At 44.2% G+C, this 16,912-nt stretch carries 17 protein-coding genes; 2 read left to right on the top strand and 15 right to left on the bottom strand.

Annotation, left to right across the window (positions count from 1 at the left end):
• Nucleotides 1-113 precede the first annotated feature (113 nt).
• Nucleotides 114-2,561: an acyl-CoA dehydrogenase FadE gene (gene fadE / locus K0I73_RS10040; protein ID WP_220064331.1), complete on the bottom strand. Its 2,448-nt coding sequence runs from the start codon at nucleotides 2,559-2,561 to the stop codon at nucleotides 114-116.
• 265 nt (nucleotides 2,562-2,826) lie between these two features.
• On the opposite strand from fadE, the gene K0I73_RS10035 reads away from it, so the two are divergent.
• The gene (locus K0I73_RS10035; RefSeq protein WP_220061012.1) at nucleotides 2,827-3,606 is read left to right on the top strand and encodes a class II glutamine amidotransferase; all 780 of its coding nucleotides are present in this window, start codon (nucleotides 2,827-2,829) and stop codon (nucleotides 3,604-3,606) included.
• 105 nt (nucleotides 3,607-3,711) lie between these two features.
• Here K0I73_RS10035 and K0I73_RS10030 read toward each other — a convergent pair whose 3' ends face one another.
• Nucleotides 3,712-4,485, bottom strand: a complete 774-nt coding sequence (locus tag K0I73_RS10030) for a DUF3108 domain-containing protein (protein WP_434086679.1) — start codon at nucleotides 4,483-4,485, stop codon at nucleotides 3,712-3,714.
• Nucleotides 4,486-4,507: 22 nt separating this feature from the next.
• Nucleotides 4,508-4,834 carry an MGMT family protein gene (locus K0I73_RS10025; RefSeq protein ID WP_220061011.1) on the bottom strand — a complete coding sequence of 109 codons (327 nt, stop codon included), beginning with the start codon at nucleotides 4,832-4,834 and terminating at the stop codon, nucleotides 4,508-4,510.
• 465 nt (nucleotides 4,835-5,299) lie between these two features.
• Between K0I73_RS10025 and def the strand changes: the two genes are divergently transcribed.
• Nucleotides 5,300-5,791, top strand: coding sequence for a peptide deformylase (def, locus tag K0I73_RS10020; protein WP_220061010.1), 492 nt, complete (start codon nucleotides 5,300-5,302; stop codon nucleotides 5,789-5,791).
• A gap of 597 nt (nucleotides 5,792-6,388) precedes the next feature.
• Here the strand turns inward: def and K0I73_RS10015 are convergent.
• The 12 genes from K0I73_RS10015 to crr form a co-directional block, all read right to left on the bottom strand.
• Nucleotides 6,389-6,784, bottom strand: coding sequence for a hypothetical protein (locus K0I73_RS10015; protein WP_220061009.1), 396 nt, complete (start codon nucleotides 6,782-6,784; stop codon nucleotides 6,389-6,391).
• A gap of 130 nt (nucleotides 6,785-6,914) precedes the next feature.
• Nucleotides 6,915-8,075, bottom strand: a complete 1,161-nt coding sequence (locus tag K0I73_RS10010; protein WP_220061008.1) for a hypothetical protein — start codon at nucleotides 8,073-8,075, stop codon at nucleotides 6,915-6,917.
• A 787-nt stretch (nucleotides 8,076-8,862) separates the two neighbouring features.
• Nucleotides 8,863-9,084: a DUF2897 family protein gene (locus K0I73_RS10005; RefSeq protein WP_220061007.1), complete on the bottom strand. Its 222-nt coding sequence runs from the start codon at nucleotides 9,082-9,084 to the stop codon at nucleotides 8,863-8,865.
• A gap of 18 nt (nucleotides 9,085-9,102) precedes the next feature.
• Nucleotides 9,103-9,840, bottom strand: a complete 738-nt coding sequence (gene kdsB / locus K0I73_RS10000; protein ID WP_220061006.1) for an 8-amino-3,8-dideoxy-manno-octulosonate cytidylyltransferase KdsB — start codon at nucleotides 9,838-9,840, stop codon at nucleotides 9,103-9,105.
• A gap of 84 nt (nucleotides 9,841-9,924) precedes the next feature.
• The gene (gene kdnB / locus K0I73_RS09995) at nucleotides 9,925-10,995 is read right to left on the bottom strand and encodes a 3-deoxy-alpha-D-manno-octulosonate 8-oxidase KdnB (RefSeq protein ID WP_220061005.1); all 1,071 of its coding nucleotides are present in this window, start codon (nucleotides 10,993-10,995) and stop codon (nucleotides 9,925-9,927) included.
• 87 nt (nucleotides 10,996-11,082) lie between these two features.
• The gene (kdnA, locus tag K0I73_RS09990) at nucleotides 11,083-12,267 is read right to left on the bottom strand and encodes an 8-amino-3,8-dideoxy-alpha-D-manno-octulosonate transaminase KdnA (RefSeq protein ID WP_220061004.1); all 1,185 of its coding nucleotides are present in this window, start codon (nucleotides 12,265-12,267) and stop codon (nucleotides 11,083-11,085) included.
• Nucleotides 12,268-12,453: 186 nt separating this feature from the next.
• Nucleotides 12,454-13,077, bottom strand: a complete 624-nt coding sequence (gene can, locus K0I73_RS09985; protein ID WP_220061003.1) for a carbonate dehydratase — start codon at nucleotides 13,075-13,077, stop codon at nucleotides 12,454-12,456.
• Nucleotides 13,078-13,176: 99 nt separating this feature from the next.
• Nucleotides 13,177-14,010 carry an alpha/beta fold hydrolase gene (locus K0I73_RS09980; protein ID WP_220061002.1) on the bottom strand — a complete coding sequence of 278 codons (834 nt, stop codon included), beginning with the start codon at nucleotides 14,008-14,010 and terminating at the stop codon, nucleotides 13,177-13,179.
• 33 nt (nucleotides 14,011-14,043) lie between these two features.
• The gene (locus K0I73_RS09975) at nucleotides 14,044-14,739 is read right to left on the bottom strand and encodes a M15 family metallopeptidase (RefSeq protein ID WP_258405164.1); all 696 of its coding nucleotides are present in this window, start codon (nucleotides 14,737-14,739) and stop codon (nucleotides 14,044-14,046) included.
• Nucleotides 14,733-15,863, bottom strand: coding sequence for a succinyl-diaminopimelate desuccinylase (gene dapE, locus K0I73_RS09970; RefSeq protein ID WP_220061001.1), 1,131 nt, complete (start codon nucleotides 15,861-15,863; stop codon nucleotides 14,733-14,735). The genes K0I73_RS09975 and dapE overlap by 7 nt, the downstream gene beginning before the upstream one ends.
• Nucleotides 15,863-16,204 (bottom strand): ArsC family reductase, encoded by a 342-nt coding sequence (locus tag K0I73_RS09965; RefSeq protein ID WP_220061000.1) that lies wholly within the window; start codon nucleotides 16,202-16,204, stop codon nucleotides 15,863-15,865. Before K0I73_RS09965 ends, dapE begins: the two co-directional genes overlap by 1 nt.
• 183 nt (nucleotides 16,205-16,387) lie before the next feature.
• Nucleotides 16,388-16,897, bottom strand: a complete 510-nt coding sequence (gene crr / locus K0I73_RS09960; protein ID WP_220060999.1) for a PTS glucose transporter subunit IIA — start codon at nucleotides 16,895-16,897, stop codon at nucleotides 16,388-16,390.
• Between the last annotated feature and the right edge of the window lie 15 nt (nucleotides 16,898-16,912).

Below are 16,912 nucleotides of genomic sequence, written 5' to 3'. Positions count from 1 at the left end.
ACCCACTGCATCTTGATGTGGATACAGCGCCATAGGTAAGGTGCGATAAGCTTATAACAAAAAGCCCAAACAAGGTGTTTGGGCTTTGTTATTACTCGGTATTAGGTTTAGCCTTAGGCAGCTTGATGCTGCTTCTGTGCTGCTGGCACCTGGGCTTTTAACTCCTCTGGATCGAAATCATCAACATTAATCGATTTCATACGACCAATTTCAGCGCGCTCAAGTAAGGCTATTTCATCTTCGCTTAAGATCCCTAACGCTTTGCCTTCTGCTGCTAATTTATCTAACCAGATAAATGGAAGACGTTTGCCTGATGCTTTGCAGATCTTATCGTGCAGAGGTTCACAAGCAAGAATATCTTTAAAGGTCTGCTCTTGAATACCCACGGCGTTAAATTCAGACGGAGTCCAGAACTGGCCTTTCCCTAGACGATCGCGACTAGCACAAGGGGTTTGCATGATCTTAGCCACTTTATGATCCAGCACATCACTAGGACGTTTCACTGGACGGCCGAATGGGAAGATCACAAAGCGTAATGCTCTGCCTAAGCCCATTGGGAAGTTATCTAACAGATCATCGAGTGAATCTTGTAGTTTATAAAGGGAATCTTCAACAGCCCATTGTACAAGTGCTAAATCTTCAGTCTGACGACCTTCATCTTGATAACGCTTTAGCGTTGCAGAAGCAAGATACAGCTGGCTCAGTAGATCACCAAGGCGTGCCGATATACGCTCTTTACGCTTGAGTCCACCGCCTAATGTTGCCATCGCAAGATCCGATAGCAGGGCAAGGTTAGCGCTGAAGCGGTTCATATGCTGATAATAACGCTTGGTTTTATCGCTATATGGGCTGTTTGAAAAATGACTTGATGTCAGGCCCAACCAGAAGCTACGAATAAAGTTACTGGTGGTAAACCCGATATGGCCAAATAAGGCTGAGTCAAAATCATTCAAGGCTTTATTGGCGTCGGGATCAAATGCCGACTCCATTTCCGCTAAGACATAAGGATGACAGCGAATAGCCCCTTGACCATAGATGATCATTGAGCGAGTTAGGATATTTGCACCTTCAACGGTAATCGCAATAGGCGCCGCTTGATAACCACGCCCAAGATAGTTGCCTTCACCTAAACAGACGCCTTTACCGCCGTGGATATCCATGGCATCGATAACACATTTTTGCATTCTGTCGGTGAGGTGATATTTAACGATTGCCGAGATAACCGACGGTTTTTCACCAAGATCGATACCTGTTGTCGTTAATGTTGTAACCGCATCCATCAAATAAGCGTTACCGCCAATTCGCGCCATTGGCTCTTCGATACCTTCTAACTTACCAATAGGCAGTTTGAATTGGCGACGAATACGAGCGTAGGCACCAGTCGCAACCGCTGCGGTCTTAACGCCACCAGCAGAGTTAGAAGGCAAGGTGATTCCGCGTCCAACAGAGAGACATTCAACCAGCATCCGCCAGCCTTGGCCTGCCATCTCTGGACCACCGATAATAAAGCTCAGTGGCACGAATACTTCATCGCCGCGTGTCGGACCGTTTTGGAACATACAGTTAAGCGGGAAGTGGCGACGACCAGTTTCAACACCCGGTACATCGGTTGGGATAAGTGCGCAGGTAATGCCCAGCTCTTCTTGACCACCCAGTAGTTTGTCAGGATCTTGCAGTTTAAATGCTAAACCTAATACGGTAGCGACCGGAGCTAAGGTAATATAGCGCTTGTTCCAAGTCAGCTTCATACCAAGGACTTCTTCGCCTTGCCATTGCCCTTTACACACCACGCCAAAATCGGGGATTGCACCAGCATCACTACCCGCTTCAGGGCTGGTTAGTGCAAAACAAGGCACCTCTAACCCTTTAGCCAAGCGAGGTAGGTAGTGATCTTGCTGCTCTTGAGTGCCGTAATGCTGCAGTAATTCGCCCGGGCCTAATGAGTTAGGTACGCCGACGGTAGATGCCAATTCACTCGATACACCAGCGAGTTTTTGTAATACGCGAGATTGTGCATAGGCTGAATATTCTAGACCACCATATTTTTTCTTGATGATCATCGCAAAGAAGCCGTTATCTTTCAGGTACTGCCAAATCTCAGGGGGAAGGTCTGCAAGTTGATGCGAGACTTGGTGCTCATTGAGCATCTTACAGACTTCTTCTACAGGGCCATCGATGAAGGCTTGCTCTTCAGCGGTTAAGCGTGCAACTGGGTAGTTATGGAGTTTTTTCCAGTTCGGTTTACCTGCAAATAGATCCGCTTCCCACCAAGTGGTTCCCGCTTCAATCGCTTCTTTTTCGGTTGATGACATCTCAGGCATGATGCCTTTGTACATCTTAAGTAGTGGACGAGTAATAACGTTTTTTCGAAAGCCTGCCACATTAAGTGGTAACGCAATGACAAGAAATACTAGCCAAGCTAGTGGGGCGATAGCACCCATAGCGGTACCTGCTGCCATAACAACGGCAGCTAGAACGCTTGAGGTGAGTAGTGAAACTCTTAGATAGGCCAGGGCGCCTAGCGTGAAGAGCATCACTAAAATCCAAAGTAAGGTAGTCACTGTTAATTCTCCTTCAATTGCGACTGATAACTGCACTAATGCGACAGATAACGGCACTAAGTCAGCTCTTTTTTGTATGACTGTTATCACAATTATAGATTGTGGTCAGACCTGTGTCGCATAAAATCTACCCGCCTAGTGACTTTTATACAAGCACTTTTCAAACAATTGTTTAAATTTTTTATAAAAGTGACCATTCCACAAATAGCGTCAACTCGTTAGAATGACTTTAATTTAAGATTTGTAAGTAAAAGGTATCGCTTTTATGTGTGAGTTGCTGGCCATGAGCGCCAACGTGCCTACCGACATCGTATTTAGTTTTACAGGTCTAGCCGAGCGTGGCGGAGTGACAGGTCCTCACGTAGACGGATGGGGGATCACCTTTTATGAGGGCAAGGGAAGTCGGACATTTAAAGATGCTTGTCCAAGCAGTCAGTCCCATGTGGCTAAGCTCATCAAATCTTATCCGATTAAAAGTGAAGTGGTAGTGAGTCATATTCGCCAAGCTAATCGTGGATGTGTCTCTTTGGAGAATACCCATCCATTCACCAGAGAGTTGTGGGGGCGTTATTGGACCTATGCCCATAATGGTCAGCTCAGTGATTATCAGAGTAAGTTTACTGTTTCTCGCTATCAGCCAGTGGGAGATACCGACAGCGAATTGGCATTTTGCTGGATATTAGAAAAAATCGTAGCACGTTTCGGCGATACGGCTCCAGATGATCTGCTTGAAGTTTATCGCTACGTGGCAACATTAGCCGATGAAATTCGTGCACTTGGGGTGTTCAATATGATCCTCAGTGACGGCGAACATTTGATGAGTTACTGCACCAATAACTTATGTCATATCACTCGTCGTGCACCTTTTGGTAAGGCTAAGTTGATTGATACCGATGTCGTGATTGATTTTAATAAAGAAACAACTCCTAATGACATTGTTACCGTTATTGCGACACGGCCCTTAACCGATAATGAGCAGTGGCATATTCTTGCACCGGGTGACTGGAAACTATTCTGTCGTGGTGAGATGGTGCTTGGCAGTTAAACTAGGTGAGTAATAGTGCGCGAGGAGTTGCTCCTCGCGCATAGGCATTATCTTTCTGGGGCGATTATGATCTTCTCGGCTTTAGCTTGACGTTAATTACAGCCTTTATCGAATCGGTGTTTCACTCTCAGGACTCGCCTTGCTGGTCGTTTCAACCTTAATTGGCATGGCATCAAAGTGATAGGTCAGTAGCTTGATATCTAACTGCTTACTGCCTTTCTCGAAATGGGTTAATCTAATTGGCAGGTAGCCTAAATCGGGGGCCATCCAAAACAAAGTTTGACGTTTGTTATTGTCTCTGACCACTTCTATTTTAACGGTATCGTAGCTACCACTTTCAATATTGACGCGCTCTTTACCCACCACTCTAAAGTCGTACTCATCAATTTCGCCGCTCTTTAACATCTTGTAGTGCATCGTTTTAGCACCTGCGGCAATATCGAGTCGAAATTGCAGCTGAACCATTAGCGGGTCAAATAGATCTTCGGTGTAAGGGAATTTTGCTCGCTCATCTTTATAACGGCTATGGACTAATTTTTGACTGAGCACATAGGCAGACTGCTCTTGATAACTAGGGCCCGTGCCATCACGTTCATGGCTGTACCGCATAGGGATAAGTTTAGTGCCAGCTAAACTAAAGATGCTTTTTACTGTGCGCCTATCTGAAAGCATTAACAGACTCACATCACTATCAAATCTGTATTGGTAGAGATCGCCCTCCGGGGCAGGGAGTTGATAGCGCGCCTTACCGAGTTCAATACTACCGTAATTGACCTGATACTCCGCCGTTTGCGGCGTGAGTGGCTCTTGGGCTGCCCGGGCGTCAATGCTAAATACGACTAGGCAAAACAGGATAAATTCACGTTTCATTGTCGACAAAAATATCTCCTACAAGGGTCAGCTAAAATGATAATTCAAACATGAGTGTAGCGAGATCGGGTTGCCACTCGTAATTTGACAGCTTTATTTTGCCTCGGTTCACTTCGATATTCTCGTTTCTTAACAACTGCATCTGTTCAATAAAAGCTGGGGTCGATTCAGGGAAGGCTATTTTCCCCTGACTATTAATTACTCTATGCCATGGTAGATTTAGTTCATCAGGTGCCAATTTCAGCGCGCGAGATACGTATCTGGCTCTCCCAGGAAGACCCGCTAAATCAGCGATCTTGCCATAGGAACTCACATTACCTTTCGGAATTAACCCAACGACCTGCCAAATTCGCTGCATAGGCGAAATCGAACCTTGCACCACTTTATAAACCCAAATTTTATGTAATAAACAAAATATAACGATTAACTTGAATCTAGACCAGTTAATTGAGAATAAAAATGGATAGCGGGTAGCAAAGAGGCGTAGGCTAAATAAAATAGGGTAAGGTAGTTATCGCTCTGTAATATATCGGTAAAATTGCGAAAGCGCCTCGTCATATTATGAATCATCAAGGTTATGTGAATAGGCATGTGACTATGAATTTAATAAGGTTAGCGTAACAGAAGAGGTGCTATATCCCTGTGAGCAATTTGTTCTGCGGTATAGCAGCTAGTCGCATTGCTAAAGGCATCGCTAAATGTGCAGTTCAGAGTATCGCTAGGCGATATGTCGACGACCAATACAAACATAAAACGGTGATCGAGTTGCCTTTAGTGTGATTTAGGTCATAATGACGGCAAATTTTTAACATCAAATGAAATAATGTCAGTACTGGAAATTCTTACCATTCCCGATGAGCGTTTAAAGCGTAAGGCTCAACCCGTTAGCGATATCAATGCGGTACAACCTTTTATTGATGACTTGATCGAAACCATGTATGACACCGATGATGGCATTGGTTTGGCTGCTACTCAGGTTGGCAGTCTCGATGCGATTATTGTTATCGATCTCTCCGAAAATAGAGATGAGCCGTTAGTGCTAATCAACCCTGAGTTTATCGAACGTTCAGGTGAATTTGTCGGTGAAGAGGGATGTTTATCTATCCCTGGTTACCGCGCTAAAGTGACCCGTTATGAAAGCGTGAAAGTTAAAGCGCTGAATCGCCACGGGGAACCAGTTGAAATTGAGAGCGATGATTTTCTTGCAATCGTGTTGCAACATGAGATGGATCATCTTGATGGTAAAGTGTTTATTGAGCACTTATCTAAACTCAAACAGCAAATAGCACTAAAGAAAGTCAGCAAGTTTCGTTAATTTTTAAGTTTATCTATTTTTTAAGCTATCGACTAAAAGCCACCTCTATATCTAAGAGGTGGCTTTTTTTGTCATGGCATGGAAGGTCACCGCCTGACCTACACAGAGTTATCTATTTTTTTGATTTAGCCTTACTGATATCACTTGGGTAATCAAAAGTTAAATCGTTTTTGGACAAAAGTGGGTTTACCTTCGAATGAAGGTGTTGGCATTTTTGGCTGATAACATTTGGCTGAATTGGTTTTTGGTATGGCTGATGGTAGCGTTAACCTTCATTGTTTTGAATTGCTTGCAGCAGGCCTCACGTGCAAACACATTTGTGACACGCTACAAGCACTTCCATGTGAGCTCTACCTCGGCATCCATGCCTCGGAAGGTCACAACTGTGTTCACACCGAGTTTTCTATCTCTTCGATTTGACCTTACTGGTACCTCTTGGACAATCACAAGTTAACTCATTTCTGGACATTTTTGAGTTAGGACTTTTGCTCTACTATGTGAATTTAAGATTAATATTTCTATGGCTAACGCCGCGCACAAGCGACGCAGTGAAGGTCCAGCCACGAAGTGGCGATCTTGGTGCGCCTTGTTAGTGGTCTAAGCAACTTGGACCTCTTTGAAATTTGGGTTTTCTTCTAATAGCTTTTTGAAAAATACGAAGCAGCTGTCTGAAGCGCTCATTTTGTTCTTGCCGAAGAGCTTTTCTTTAAAACTGCGGTATTTATCTACTTGGAACACCCAATCTATTGGTTCTTGTGGATTATCGCCTTCTTCGAAGTAGGCACACGCCCCGATCAGGTAATTGTTACCTTCGAACTCTAACTCACTATACCAACCCCAATCTTCGGCATCTGGCTCAGTAATCTCGATCTTTCCCTCTAGCTCTGACCTAAGCCATTCGAGCAGGGATATTCCGTAGATCGGATTTATTGGGTTATCCCTCTCTATAGAAACATCAAACATTGATGTTTTAAAATGTATAGCTTGGTTCATAGCTCTCCTTGACCACTAACGCCCTGTTAACAGGCTAAATATTGTTGGCTAGAATATGCTACGAAGGAGCAAAAGCCAACTGTATTTAGTCCTTGTTTAACAGTTTGTTAAGTGCGATACACCATTCTATTTACCGATAAGCATATTGCGAATATATAATAGTTAATAATATAGGAGACAGTATTTTCATGAATGAAAGGAATTTCTGTAACTTGCTAAACGCCTTTGTTCTACTATCAGATTCATCTGGATAGCTCTTAAAGAACCTCCTATATGATATTTTTCGTACAAGAGCAAGAACCTCATTTGAGAAGAACATAACAAACATTGCTCCCGTAACCGCTTTAGGCAGGAAGACAGATATATCCTGTAAAGTTAAGCCGAACCAAATAAAACTAAATCCAGAAAAGGTGATTAGATAAGCAAGTGCAGAGGTTAGTATTATCGACTTGGCGTCTTTTTTAGCTTCTTCTTTAGATATTTCATTCATTACCTTTTTATATCTTTCTGGATCTTCTTTTTCTAGATTAGCAATTTTTACATAATTACTGTAATCAACCTCTGGCATTGGCAGTTGAACGATAGTAACTAGCCAAGAAAAAAGAATTGATGACAATGCGAATACAATTACAAATTTATTTATATACCCCGGCGTTGCCGGATTAACAAATACATCATAAATGACAACAATCTGAATGAAGAAAGATGCCAATAATAATGTAATTAGGATTAAAGCTAATATTAGGGCAAGAAACGCAGCTAAAAGAACATAAAACCCGTGCTGATGGATCTTTTCACCTTTCATGATCTTCTTGAATAGTGCATCAGCAGCGTAGTCTACCCAAATGTGTTTATAGAAATCTCGAACATTTTCGTTAGGTGCTATTTTTGCTATGCACTCATTAATTAAAGCATCAATATACTTTTTATACGCAGTCAAAAGTGCGGATACTGGAGTGATTATTGCAGCAATAAAAAGAATGAATTCTTTGTAGTACCCTAGATTCTTAAAGCTATACCCTAGAATTCTTAACTCAACGTCTTGTAAGTTTTGCGCTGAATACAAAGAAACCATGATGATTAAGTAAAAAATAAGAAGCTTAAATGTTAAAGAGTTTAACCTTCCTGATTTTTCAGTTAATTTTTCGAGGTACTCTTTCCCAAAAAATTCTTCGAAGTTATTACCTTCATTGATAACTTCTCTAAAACTATCAACTCTCCTTGTTAGATTTGACTTCCAAGTAGTTTTTTCGAATTGCTTTAAATCGTCAGGTTCTGACAACGATGACATTAGTAAATCCTTTTTAGAATCGCCGATACTTACAAGGCACTTAACATTTTATTAGTGCGCATGCGCGTTTACCTCGTTAGACCAGTGAAAACGCGCACAGTTAACTATCTGTATGTAATGAACTTATCAGCATTTTGCCGCTTTTCATATAAGTAATCCATCAGGAAAAACGCGCATGCGCGTTTTCCAAACCTATTAACTAAAAATCTGTCACCATAGTTAATTGATTTTATGGGATTTTATTTATTGCGAATGGAATTAGTGCGCACTGATTTTGTCTGAAATTTATACCAAAACACCTAAATTTAAATACGACTGTATACCCATACACTATTAGGATTTCTGGTAAGGCCAAACACTAGGTAAATGGATGAGATTTTGTATGGCACAAAAGTAGGAATTTTCGATTGAGATAACGAGTCGAAACACGGAATGGGGCAAAAGCACGTTAGCTTTTAACTCGCAACTCAGACTAAATGAAGCTAAATCGAAGAGAGAAAATAACCTAGTGTAGGTACAGCTGAGGGTATCGAAAACATGGATGTTTTCGTTAAGCGGCCAAGGATGGCGCAAAGCGTCCCGAAGCAGTATCTGCACATGAGCCTGCCGCAGGCAATTAACTCCCATTGAAGGTATAACCTTCAAACACACTTAACAAATTAGATGCAGCCAAACGCAACTAAGGCTAATCCAAAAAATGCCATCCCTTCATTCTAAGGGGGAAACGATGTGAGAGTAAAAACGAAAAAGGCTTACCGAGGTAAGCCCTTGTTGAGGATAACGTCTGCTAATCCTTTTTAGGAGCGGTATCACTGCCGTTATCTATATCGGTGTGATTCTCTTTACCTTCAGGGTCGCTGTTGTCATCTTTTTTAACCTTAGGTTGCTGTAAATCATCTTTACCAAACTGAGGCATCTTAAACTTAGCGCTGTATTTAAGCACGGCGATATTACTCGCTATCACGCCGATCACTAAGATGATGATGAGCCAAGCTTCTAAATTCGACATCCTTATCCTCTAGCGGCGTTAATCTACGGCCAAACGCCTTTCACATATGCGAATATCTTCGGGCGTGTCGACTTCTGGTGAGTCGAAGGCACTGATGGCAACCTTGATCTTATAGCCATGTTCTAGTGCACGAAGCTGTTCAAGTTTCTCTAAATCTTCTAAGCGGCCAAGGGGCAGCTTTGCGAAGGTGGAGACAAATGAACGGGTATAGGCATAAACACCGAGATGCTTATACACTGGGTAATCGTCTGTGTCGCGGCCAAAGGGAATACGGGCACGGGAAAAGTAGAGGGCGTTAAAATCGTTGTCAAACACCATCTTCACATGTTTAGGATCGTTAAGCTCATGTTCTTCGGTGATGGCATAGCCCAAGGTCGCCATACCAAACTCACCCGGATGACGTTCAAAAAGGGTAATAATTTGCTCAATCGATATCGGATCAATAAGTGGCTGGTCGCCTTGCAGATTAATGACCAGATCATCATCTTTTAATCCTAACTGAGTGATGGCATCTTCAATGCGGTCAGTTCCCGATGCTGCTTTTTCGTCTGTCATGACGACGTTGCCACCAAAGGCTTCGACGGCATCTTTAATGCGGTCGTCGTCTGTCGCTACATAGATAGCCGTTAATCCTTTCGCTAGGGCGGCGCGCTCGTAGACGTGCTGGATCATTGGCTTACCGTTAATCGGCGCTAGCGGCTTACCAGGAAAACGACTAGAGCCATAGCGTGCGGGGATTAACAGAGTTACATTCATAGATTTACCTATAGTTGTTGCTGTGTAGCATGTTTGCCAAGAGAAAAGGGCTCATCGTGAGCCCTTGTTCATCACTTAGGCAGTTTAGATGCGACGGAATAGCTTAGTCAGCATTTCGTCTGTGACTTTCTCTTCCCATCCACTACCGTAAACATTGTCCCAAAGCGGTCCCATGCTCTTGGTGACGGCGACCATCTTAGCGATAGTTTCATCAGGCAGATCTTTACATATATTCTTAGGTAGAACAATGTTGTGCTTATCCATCATCTGGCGGAATTCTGCGACGCCTTCAGGGTAGAACTCTTCGAGTACGTCGAATGCTAAACAGTTACCGATCCCGTGATGATAGCCTAGTACATAGCCTAGACCATAAGATACCGCATGACATGCGCCAACCTGACTATAGGCGATACTCATACCACCCATGTAGGAAGCCATCATCAATTTGTCATCTTTCTCTGGATGATCGCCAAGGAAAACTTCACGGCAAAGATCCATCGACTTCTCTGCAAAGGCTTTGGCAAACTCGTTAAGATAGGTACCTTGAAGTGATTCGACACAATGGATATAACAATCCATACCTGTATAGAACCATTGATCCGTTGGTACGCCATCGATGAGTTCAGAGTCCATGATGATCTGATCAAAAACAGTATAGTCTGAGTTCAAACCAAGCTTACGTACTGGACCACATAATACTGCGGTACGAGACGCTTCAGCACCAGTACCCGATACGGTTGGAACTCCAATATGATGTATCGCTGGGTTTTTGATTAAGTCCCAGCCTTGGTACATTGCCGAACCACCTGGGTTGGTAAGCATCAAAGATACCGCTTTTGCGAGATCCATGGTTGAGCCGCCGCCTAGGCCAACAACACTAACAGGCAGCTTAGTGTTGAACGCTTGAACCTGCTCGGTTAAGGCATCTACTTGCACCGTTGTTGGTTCTTCATCGACGTTAACATAGATCACTTGGTCGTGTGATTTAGCTGGAACGCGAGCGCCGAGTGGTTTGCCTTGATGTACGTCATCGACTAAAAACACGACGAAATCATCAGCCACTTTACGCTCTTCGCTTAACACTTTATCGAGGTCAGCAAACGAACCACGACCGAAGATCATTTTAGGTACACACTTAAAATTTTTGAAACTCATTACAACATTCTCCGTTGAGACCATTACTGTAAAAAGTACTATCGCGCCAAGGGGCTGCCCCACAGCGCGATAGATGTATTTAGGTTATTAAGCAAAAGCGCGCTTGATGTTCTCGATACGCTGCTTAATTTCGTCTTCTGTCCAAGAAAGCTTGATTAGCATCGAAATGGTGCGGCTCATAATGGCATCTGACTTAGGTACAGACACCTTAGTATAGTCAGGCTTATCTTCAATTAATGTGATCGGTAGAGCAGCTGGTGACTTAAGCTCTTGAATATGTTTCCAATTACTTAAATAGTGCCAGTTGTTTACATACCAGTAAAAACAACCATCGACACCGTTTTCAGCAAGTTTTTTGCTGATCTCGATAGTGCGTGCTTCAGTTGGCATCATAAAGGTGAGGAATCCAGCTGAATCGCCTGCAGGATCAGGGATCTCACGGAATGCAACCTCTGGAATTTCAGCCATCGCGTCTTTGAGCATCTTCTTATTCTTGCGCTGAATATCTATGATGGTGTCGAGCTTACGAAGCTGAGCCAGACCCATGGCCGAATTCATCTCAGAGATACGGAAGTTTAGCCCCATGATGGGGTGACCTTCTGCGCCACGATCGTTGCCTACGTGGTCATGACCATGATCTGAGAACATATGTGCATGGTTATAGATGGTTTCGTTGTTGGTGATAACGGCGCCGCCTTCACCACAGGTGATGGTTTTAACAGAATCGAATGAGTAACAACCGACATCGCCGATAGTACCGAGTGCTTGGCCTTTATAGCTGCCGCCAATGGCTTGGCATGCGTCTTCTAAGATGACCAGATTGTGCTTAGCACAGATGGCTTTGATTTCGTCCATTTTTGCCATAGAACCACACATATGCACTAAGTTAATTGCCTTAGTGCGTGGTGTTATAGCGGCCTCAATTCCTTCAGGAGATAGGCAAAGGGTTTCGTCAATTTCTGCAAAAACAGGAACGGCACCAGCCATGAAAACCGCTTCAACTGAGGCTACGAAGGTAAATGGCGGTACAATGACCTCATCACCAGCACCAATGCCAGCGGCAGCCATCGCCGTCTGCAATGCTGCTGTGCCACTCGAAACAAGATGAGCGTGTTTTACATTCATCTTTTCGCAAAGCAAAGCTTCCATCTCACGCGTTTTCCAACGGTCATTACGCATGTGATCAAAGTTGTAACGGAAGGTGAATCCGTTCTCCATTACATCTGCAACTTCCTGCTTCTCTTCAGGACCAAATAATTCAAAACCAGGCATGGAAAATTTCCTTAGCATTTGCTGCGCGCATCGCGCGAAAAAATTAAGTGAATTATAACTGGGATGAGGGATAAACTGCGATGTTTATTAAGGATTATTTATCCAATATCGTCGCTTTTTTAGTATTTGCTTAAAGGCTGTGCATAAAAGCGCATGATTTTAGGCATCATGCGCCTGAAAAAATAGCTAGATGCCCGTTTTTTTCGAATTCACGAGGGCTTTATCTATGGTTACATCGAGATCGGAAAGTAAGCCGTTCTCTACACTGTAAATCCAGCCATGGATTGCCACATCATGACCTTTTTCCCACGCATCTTGAACGATATTGGTGCTCGCAACATTACCCACTTGTTCAATGACGTTGAGCTCGCAGAGTCTATCGAATCGAGTCTTTTCATCTAGTTGATTTAATTCATCTTTATGAAGTCGGTGAATATCTCGAATATGCCCAAGCCAGTTATCGATCAGACCTAAACGCTCCTTGCCCATGGATGCTTTTATGCCACCGCAGCCATAATGACCAACGACCATGATGTGTTTCACTTTTAAAACATCGACGGCATATTGCAGAACGGACAAGCAGTTAAGATCGGTATGGATCACCATATTGGCGATGTTTCGGTGAACAAACACCTCACCAGGCATTAAGTCGATAATTTGGTTGGAGGGTACACGGCTATCGGAGCAGCCAATCCATAAATATTCCGGGTTTTGTTGTTGTGCTAGCTGTTGGAAGAAGTTGGGGTTTTCTTCAAGAATGCGTCCAGCCCAGCGGCGATTATTGTCAAACAAAGGTTTAAGTAGTTTCATTATATAAAATCATGTCTATTAAGAAGATTTTGTTGCTGGCATTCTACCACTGAATATCCCGCGCTCTGGTCTATTCAGTCGATAAACGAAATAACTAGTCTAGTTTAAGTGTTTAGCATAAAAGCCGAGTAGCTGCTGATTGATAAATTCACTTTGCTCTAAGGTAGAAATATGGCCTGCCTTGGGGATGTGAATATATTCGCTGCCGTCGATGGCATCGTGCATCAAATAGCCTTCCAGTGCGGGTCTGGGTTTATCTTCTGTGCCTGTCATGATGAGGCAGGGTAAGGTGAGTCGTTCAACATCTTCCATGATATCGCGGCGGCCAAAAATAATTTTTCCTAGACGGGCAATGGTGTCAATTTGTTCGGCGCTGACATTGGCGAGATCTTGTTTGAAGGCGTTAATTAGCTGAGGATTATCTCGGTCAACCTCATTTGCAAAAAACAGCGGTGCGATTTGGTCGATCAAAGGTGTTGGAATCGATTTGGCCTTGGTCATGATATCGAGCATTTCGTAGTATTTAGCACGGCTGACTTCAGGTTCGAAACCGATAAAGCAGCCCATCATCACTAAGCTTTTAACTCGGCTAGGCGCAAGTAAGGTTAATTCAGCGCCCCACATCCCACCGACCGATAATCCCAGAATTGAAAACTGGTCGATATTAAGATGGTCAATCAGCGCCAAATAATGCTCGGCCAGATGTTTAAGCGATCGGCAGCGAGCCGGCATTTGGCTAGATTGTCCGTGTCCCCATAGCTCAGGCACGATACAACGATAGTGCTGACTCAACTCTGCGATTTGTGGCGCCCACATGGCGCTATCCCATAAGTAGCTGTGGCCAAGCAGTAGCACTGGGCCTTGGCCGACATCAAGATAACTCATGGTTTGATCATCAATAATAAAACGATTACGGTGCTGATTTAAGTTCATGTTGAAACTCTGAAAGAGCCTAGCTGCTAGGCGTTAATATTCGTTGTTGGGCGTTTTAGGCCAAGGCGCAATACGGTAGACAAATTCGTCGACTAAGCTCTCTAGTCGCGCAAGTACCGAGTGCTTAAGGTGCATCTCTTGTAGTGACAAGATGTCGGCCAGCGTTTTAAGATCGAACGCCTTTAGGTATTCGTTGGCTTTGGGGTAATAACTTAGGTGCCAAGGTTCTGGGCTTACGCCACTGAGTCCTGTCTGATAGGGGAAATAAAACCCAAAATCGCTGGCATAGTGCGTGAGCCAATGATGCATATTGTGACAGGGGCCGCCAGGCGCATATTCACTCGAAATTAGCCGTAGATCCTTCTGGTCAACAAGCTTGGCATCGAACAGATCGATATCGGTTCCCCAATGGTGGCGGGATATGCCGGGCAGCGCAGACCAAAGTAAAATGGCGTCCACCAGTTGATCGTCGCTAAGTGAGGCTATCGCAATTGGCTGGGAGCTTTTATCGAGTAAGGTCCGTTTGCCGCTTGCCTTAGCGTTCCAGATGGAGAGTTGCTTTGGCAAATCTCGATAAGCAGAGCAGATCTGGATCGAGACACCATCTTTAGCCGCCGCGATCTGCATCAACTTAAATTCAGCCAGTGCGCTTGGCTCTACAAGATGGCCTTGGTATTTTTCGAGTGGTAACTCCCCAAGACCATAGATATTGCAGACCGCATCTAGCACAGTAGTTTTTCCAAAATACGCTGATAGACCTTGGCAAGCAGCTCGATATCCTCGACTCTAACGCATTCATTGACCTTATGAATGGTCGCGTTAACAGGGCCTAATTCTATTACTTGAGCGCCTGTTGGTGCAATAAAGCGTCCATCAGAGGTGCCGCCCGAGGTTTGTGGATCTGTATCTGTGCCGGTGACTTCCTTAATCGCATCTCGGGTGGCATCAAGCAGTGGCCCATCCTCGGTTAAAAAGGGTAAGCCGTTAAAAATCCAACTAATATCATAATCTAAGCCATGGGCATCGAGAATATTAAGCACGCGCTGGATTAATATTTCCGCAGTGACTTCGGTTGAGTAGCGAAAGTTAAACATTACTTCTAATGCACCGGGGATCACATTTGAAGCGCCTGTGCCGCCGTTGATATTAGCGATTTGAAAACTGGTCGGTGGGAAAAATTCATTGCCGTTATCCCACTTCATTCGGGCGAGCTCATCTAATGCGGGCGCGGCCTTGTGTATCGGATTGTCGGCAAGGTGAGGGTAGGCCACGTGGCCTTGAATGCCTTTAACCGTCAGGTTGCCAGTTAAACTGCCGCGGCGACCATTCTTGACGATATCGCCTAATTTGTGGGTGGACGATGGCTCACCCACAAGTGACCAAGTGATCTTCTCGCTACGAGCTTCGAGGGTGTCGATAACACGGGTAGTCCCGTTGATGAAAGGGCCTTCCTCGTCGCTGGTAATTAGAAATGCGATGGAGCCATTGTGATCGGGATGTTCATCGACAAAACGTTCGGTGGCGACCAGCATTGCGGCAAGGGAGCCTTTCATATCGGCGGCGCCGCGCCCGTGGAGATAACCATCTATCACCACAGGATCGAAAGGCGGTGTATGCCAACGATTTAGATCGCCAACAGGTACGACATCTGTGTGGCCTGCAAAGCAAAATACTGGCCCATTATTACCGCGTCTCGCCCACATATTAGTGGTATCTTCAAACACCATTGGCTCAATGTTAAACCCTTTTGCGGCGAGTCTGTTGGCCATCAGTTGCTGACAACCTTCATCGAGTGGCGTTACCGATGGCCGGGATATAAGGTCTTGCGCCAGTGTTAACACATCTTGGGCCATTATAGGAAGATCTCCTGATACTGCTGGGGCTTGAAGCCGACAAATACCTTATCGTTTTTGGCTAAGACCGGGCGTTTGATGAGTGTCGGATAAGTTAACATCAGATTTATGGCTTTATCTTGGTTAAGATCTGATTTTTCGGTTTCGGTTAAGTTTCTAAAGCTGGTGCTGCGCTTATTAAATAGGGCTTCCCAACCAACACATTCTACCCAATATTCGATATCAGTCGCCGTTAAGCCATCTTCGCGAAAGTCGTGAAAGGTCACCTGTTGTTGATGTTGCTCGAGCCATTTGCGGGCTTTCTTCACCGTGTCGCAATTCTTGATGCCATATAGGGTCAAAGCGGTTCTCCTTGTTGAGCGGGCTCATTGTGTGAGCTTATATTATCTGTGCATTGTGGCATTGAGTCGGCTGCGGCTCAAGCGGATATCACGATTGGGTGAGTTCGGCGGGGTGAATTAAATTCAATAGCATAGATATGTCGGCAATGTGCTCCGAATGTATCGGAGCACATGAGCTGAATGTTAAAGTTGAACAGAGAAGATGATGTCTTTACCCGCTTCAATTGACCCTTGGCGTTTATCTATGCTCTGAACGTCTTCCATATTCGCTAGAACAACCGGTGTCAGTAGGCTCTCAACATGGTCTTTTAAATACGTTAAATCAAACTCTAAAATAGGGTCGCCCATTTTGACGTTTTGACCCTCTTCGGCTAATCGTTTAAAACCATTACCGCGCAGCTCTACCGTGCCTACACCGAAATGCACAAACAGCTCTAAACCGTGAGGTGATTCAATACTGAAGGCATGGTTAGTCTCAAATATCTTGCCAATAGTGCCGTCTACCGGGGCGAGTATTTGACTCCCTTTAGGCGCAATCGCGATACCGTCACCAACAATTTTCTCTGCAAAAACGACATCAGGCACCTTTTCAATTGCCACAATTTCACCAGATACCGGCGCATAAACATCGATACCGCCCTTTACGGGAGCTTGTCCTGATATTAAACGTCGAATTCGGCTTAAAAATCCCATTTTAGACTTCCTATT

Source organism: Shewanella mesophila (assembly GCF_019457515.1).
Taxonomy (GTDB): domain Bacteria; phylum Pseudomonadota; class Gammaproteobacteria; order Enterobacterales; family Shewanellaceae; genus Shewanella; species Shewanella mesophila.
Note: the sequence above shows the minus strand (reverse complement) of the source record. Positions and strands in the feature narration are given on the sequence as shown.

Coding starts and splice junctions, on each gene's coding strand:
- K0I73_RS10015 (WP_220061009.1), bottom strand. CDS start 6,784: ATGAACCAAGCTATACATTTTAAAACATCAATGTTTGATGTTTCTATA.
- crr (WP_220060999.1), bottom strand. CDS start 16,897: ATGGGATTTTTAAGCCGAATTCGACGTTTAATATCAGGACAAGCTCCC.
- kdnB (WP_220061005.1), bottom strand. CDS start 10,995: ATGAGTTTCAAAAATTTTAAGTGTGTACCTAAAATGATCTTCGGTCGT.
- kdnA (WP_220061004.1), bottom strand. CDS start 12,267: ATGCCTGGTTTTGAATTATTTGGTCCTGAAGAGAAGCAGGAAGTTGCA.
- dapE (WP_220061001.1), bottom strand. CDS start 15,863: ATGGCCCAAGATGTGTTAACACTGGCGCAAGACCTTATATCCCGGCCA.
- def (WP_220061010.1), top strand. CDS start 5,300: ATGTCAGTACTGGAAATTCTTACCATTCCCGATGAGCGTTTAAAGCGT.
- K0I73_RS10005 (WP_220061007.1), bottom strand. CDS start 9,084: ATGTCGAATTTAGAAGCTTGGCTCATCATCATCTTAGTGATCGGCGTG.
- K0I73_RS10035 (WP_220061012.1), top strand. CDS start 2,827: ATGTGTGAGTTGCTGGCCATGAGCGCCAACGTGCCTACCGACATCGTA.
- can (WP_220061003.1), bottom strand. CDS start 13,077: ATGAAACTACTTAAACCTTTGTTTGACAATAATCGCCGCTGGGCTGGA.
- kdsB (WP_220061006.1), bottom strand. CDS start 9,840: ATGAATGTAACTCTGTTAATCCCCGCACGCTATGGCTCTAGTCGTTTT.
- K0I73_RS10025 (WP_220061011.1), bottom strand. CDS start 4,834: ATGCAGCGAATTTGGCAGGTCGTTGGGTTAATTCCGAAAGGTAATGTG.
- K0I73_RS10010 (WP_220061008.1), bottom strand. CDS start 8,075: ATGTCATCGTTGTCAGAACCTGACGATTTAAAGCAATTCGAAAAAACT.
- K0I73_RS09980 (WP_220061002.1), bottom strand. CDS start 14,010: ATGAACTTAAATCAGCACCGTAATCGTTTTATTATTGATGATCAAACC.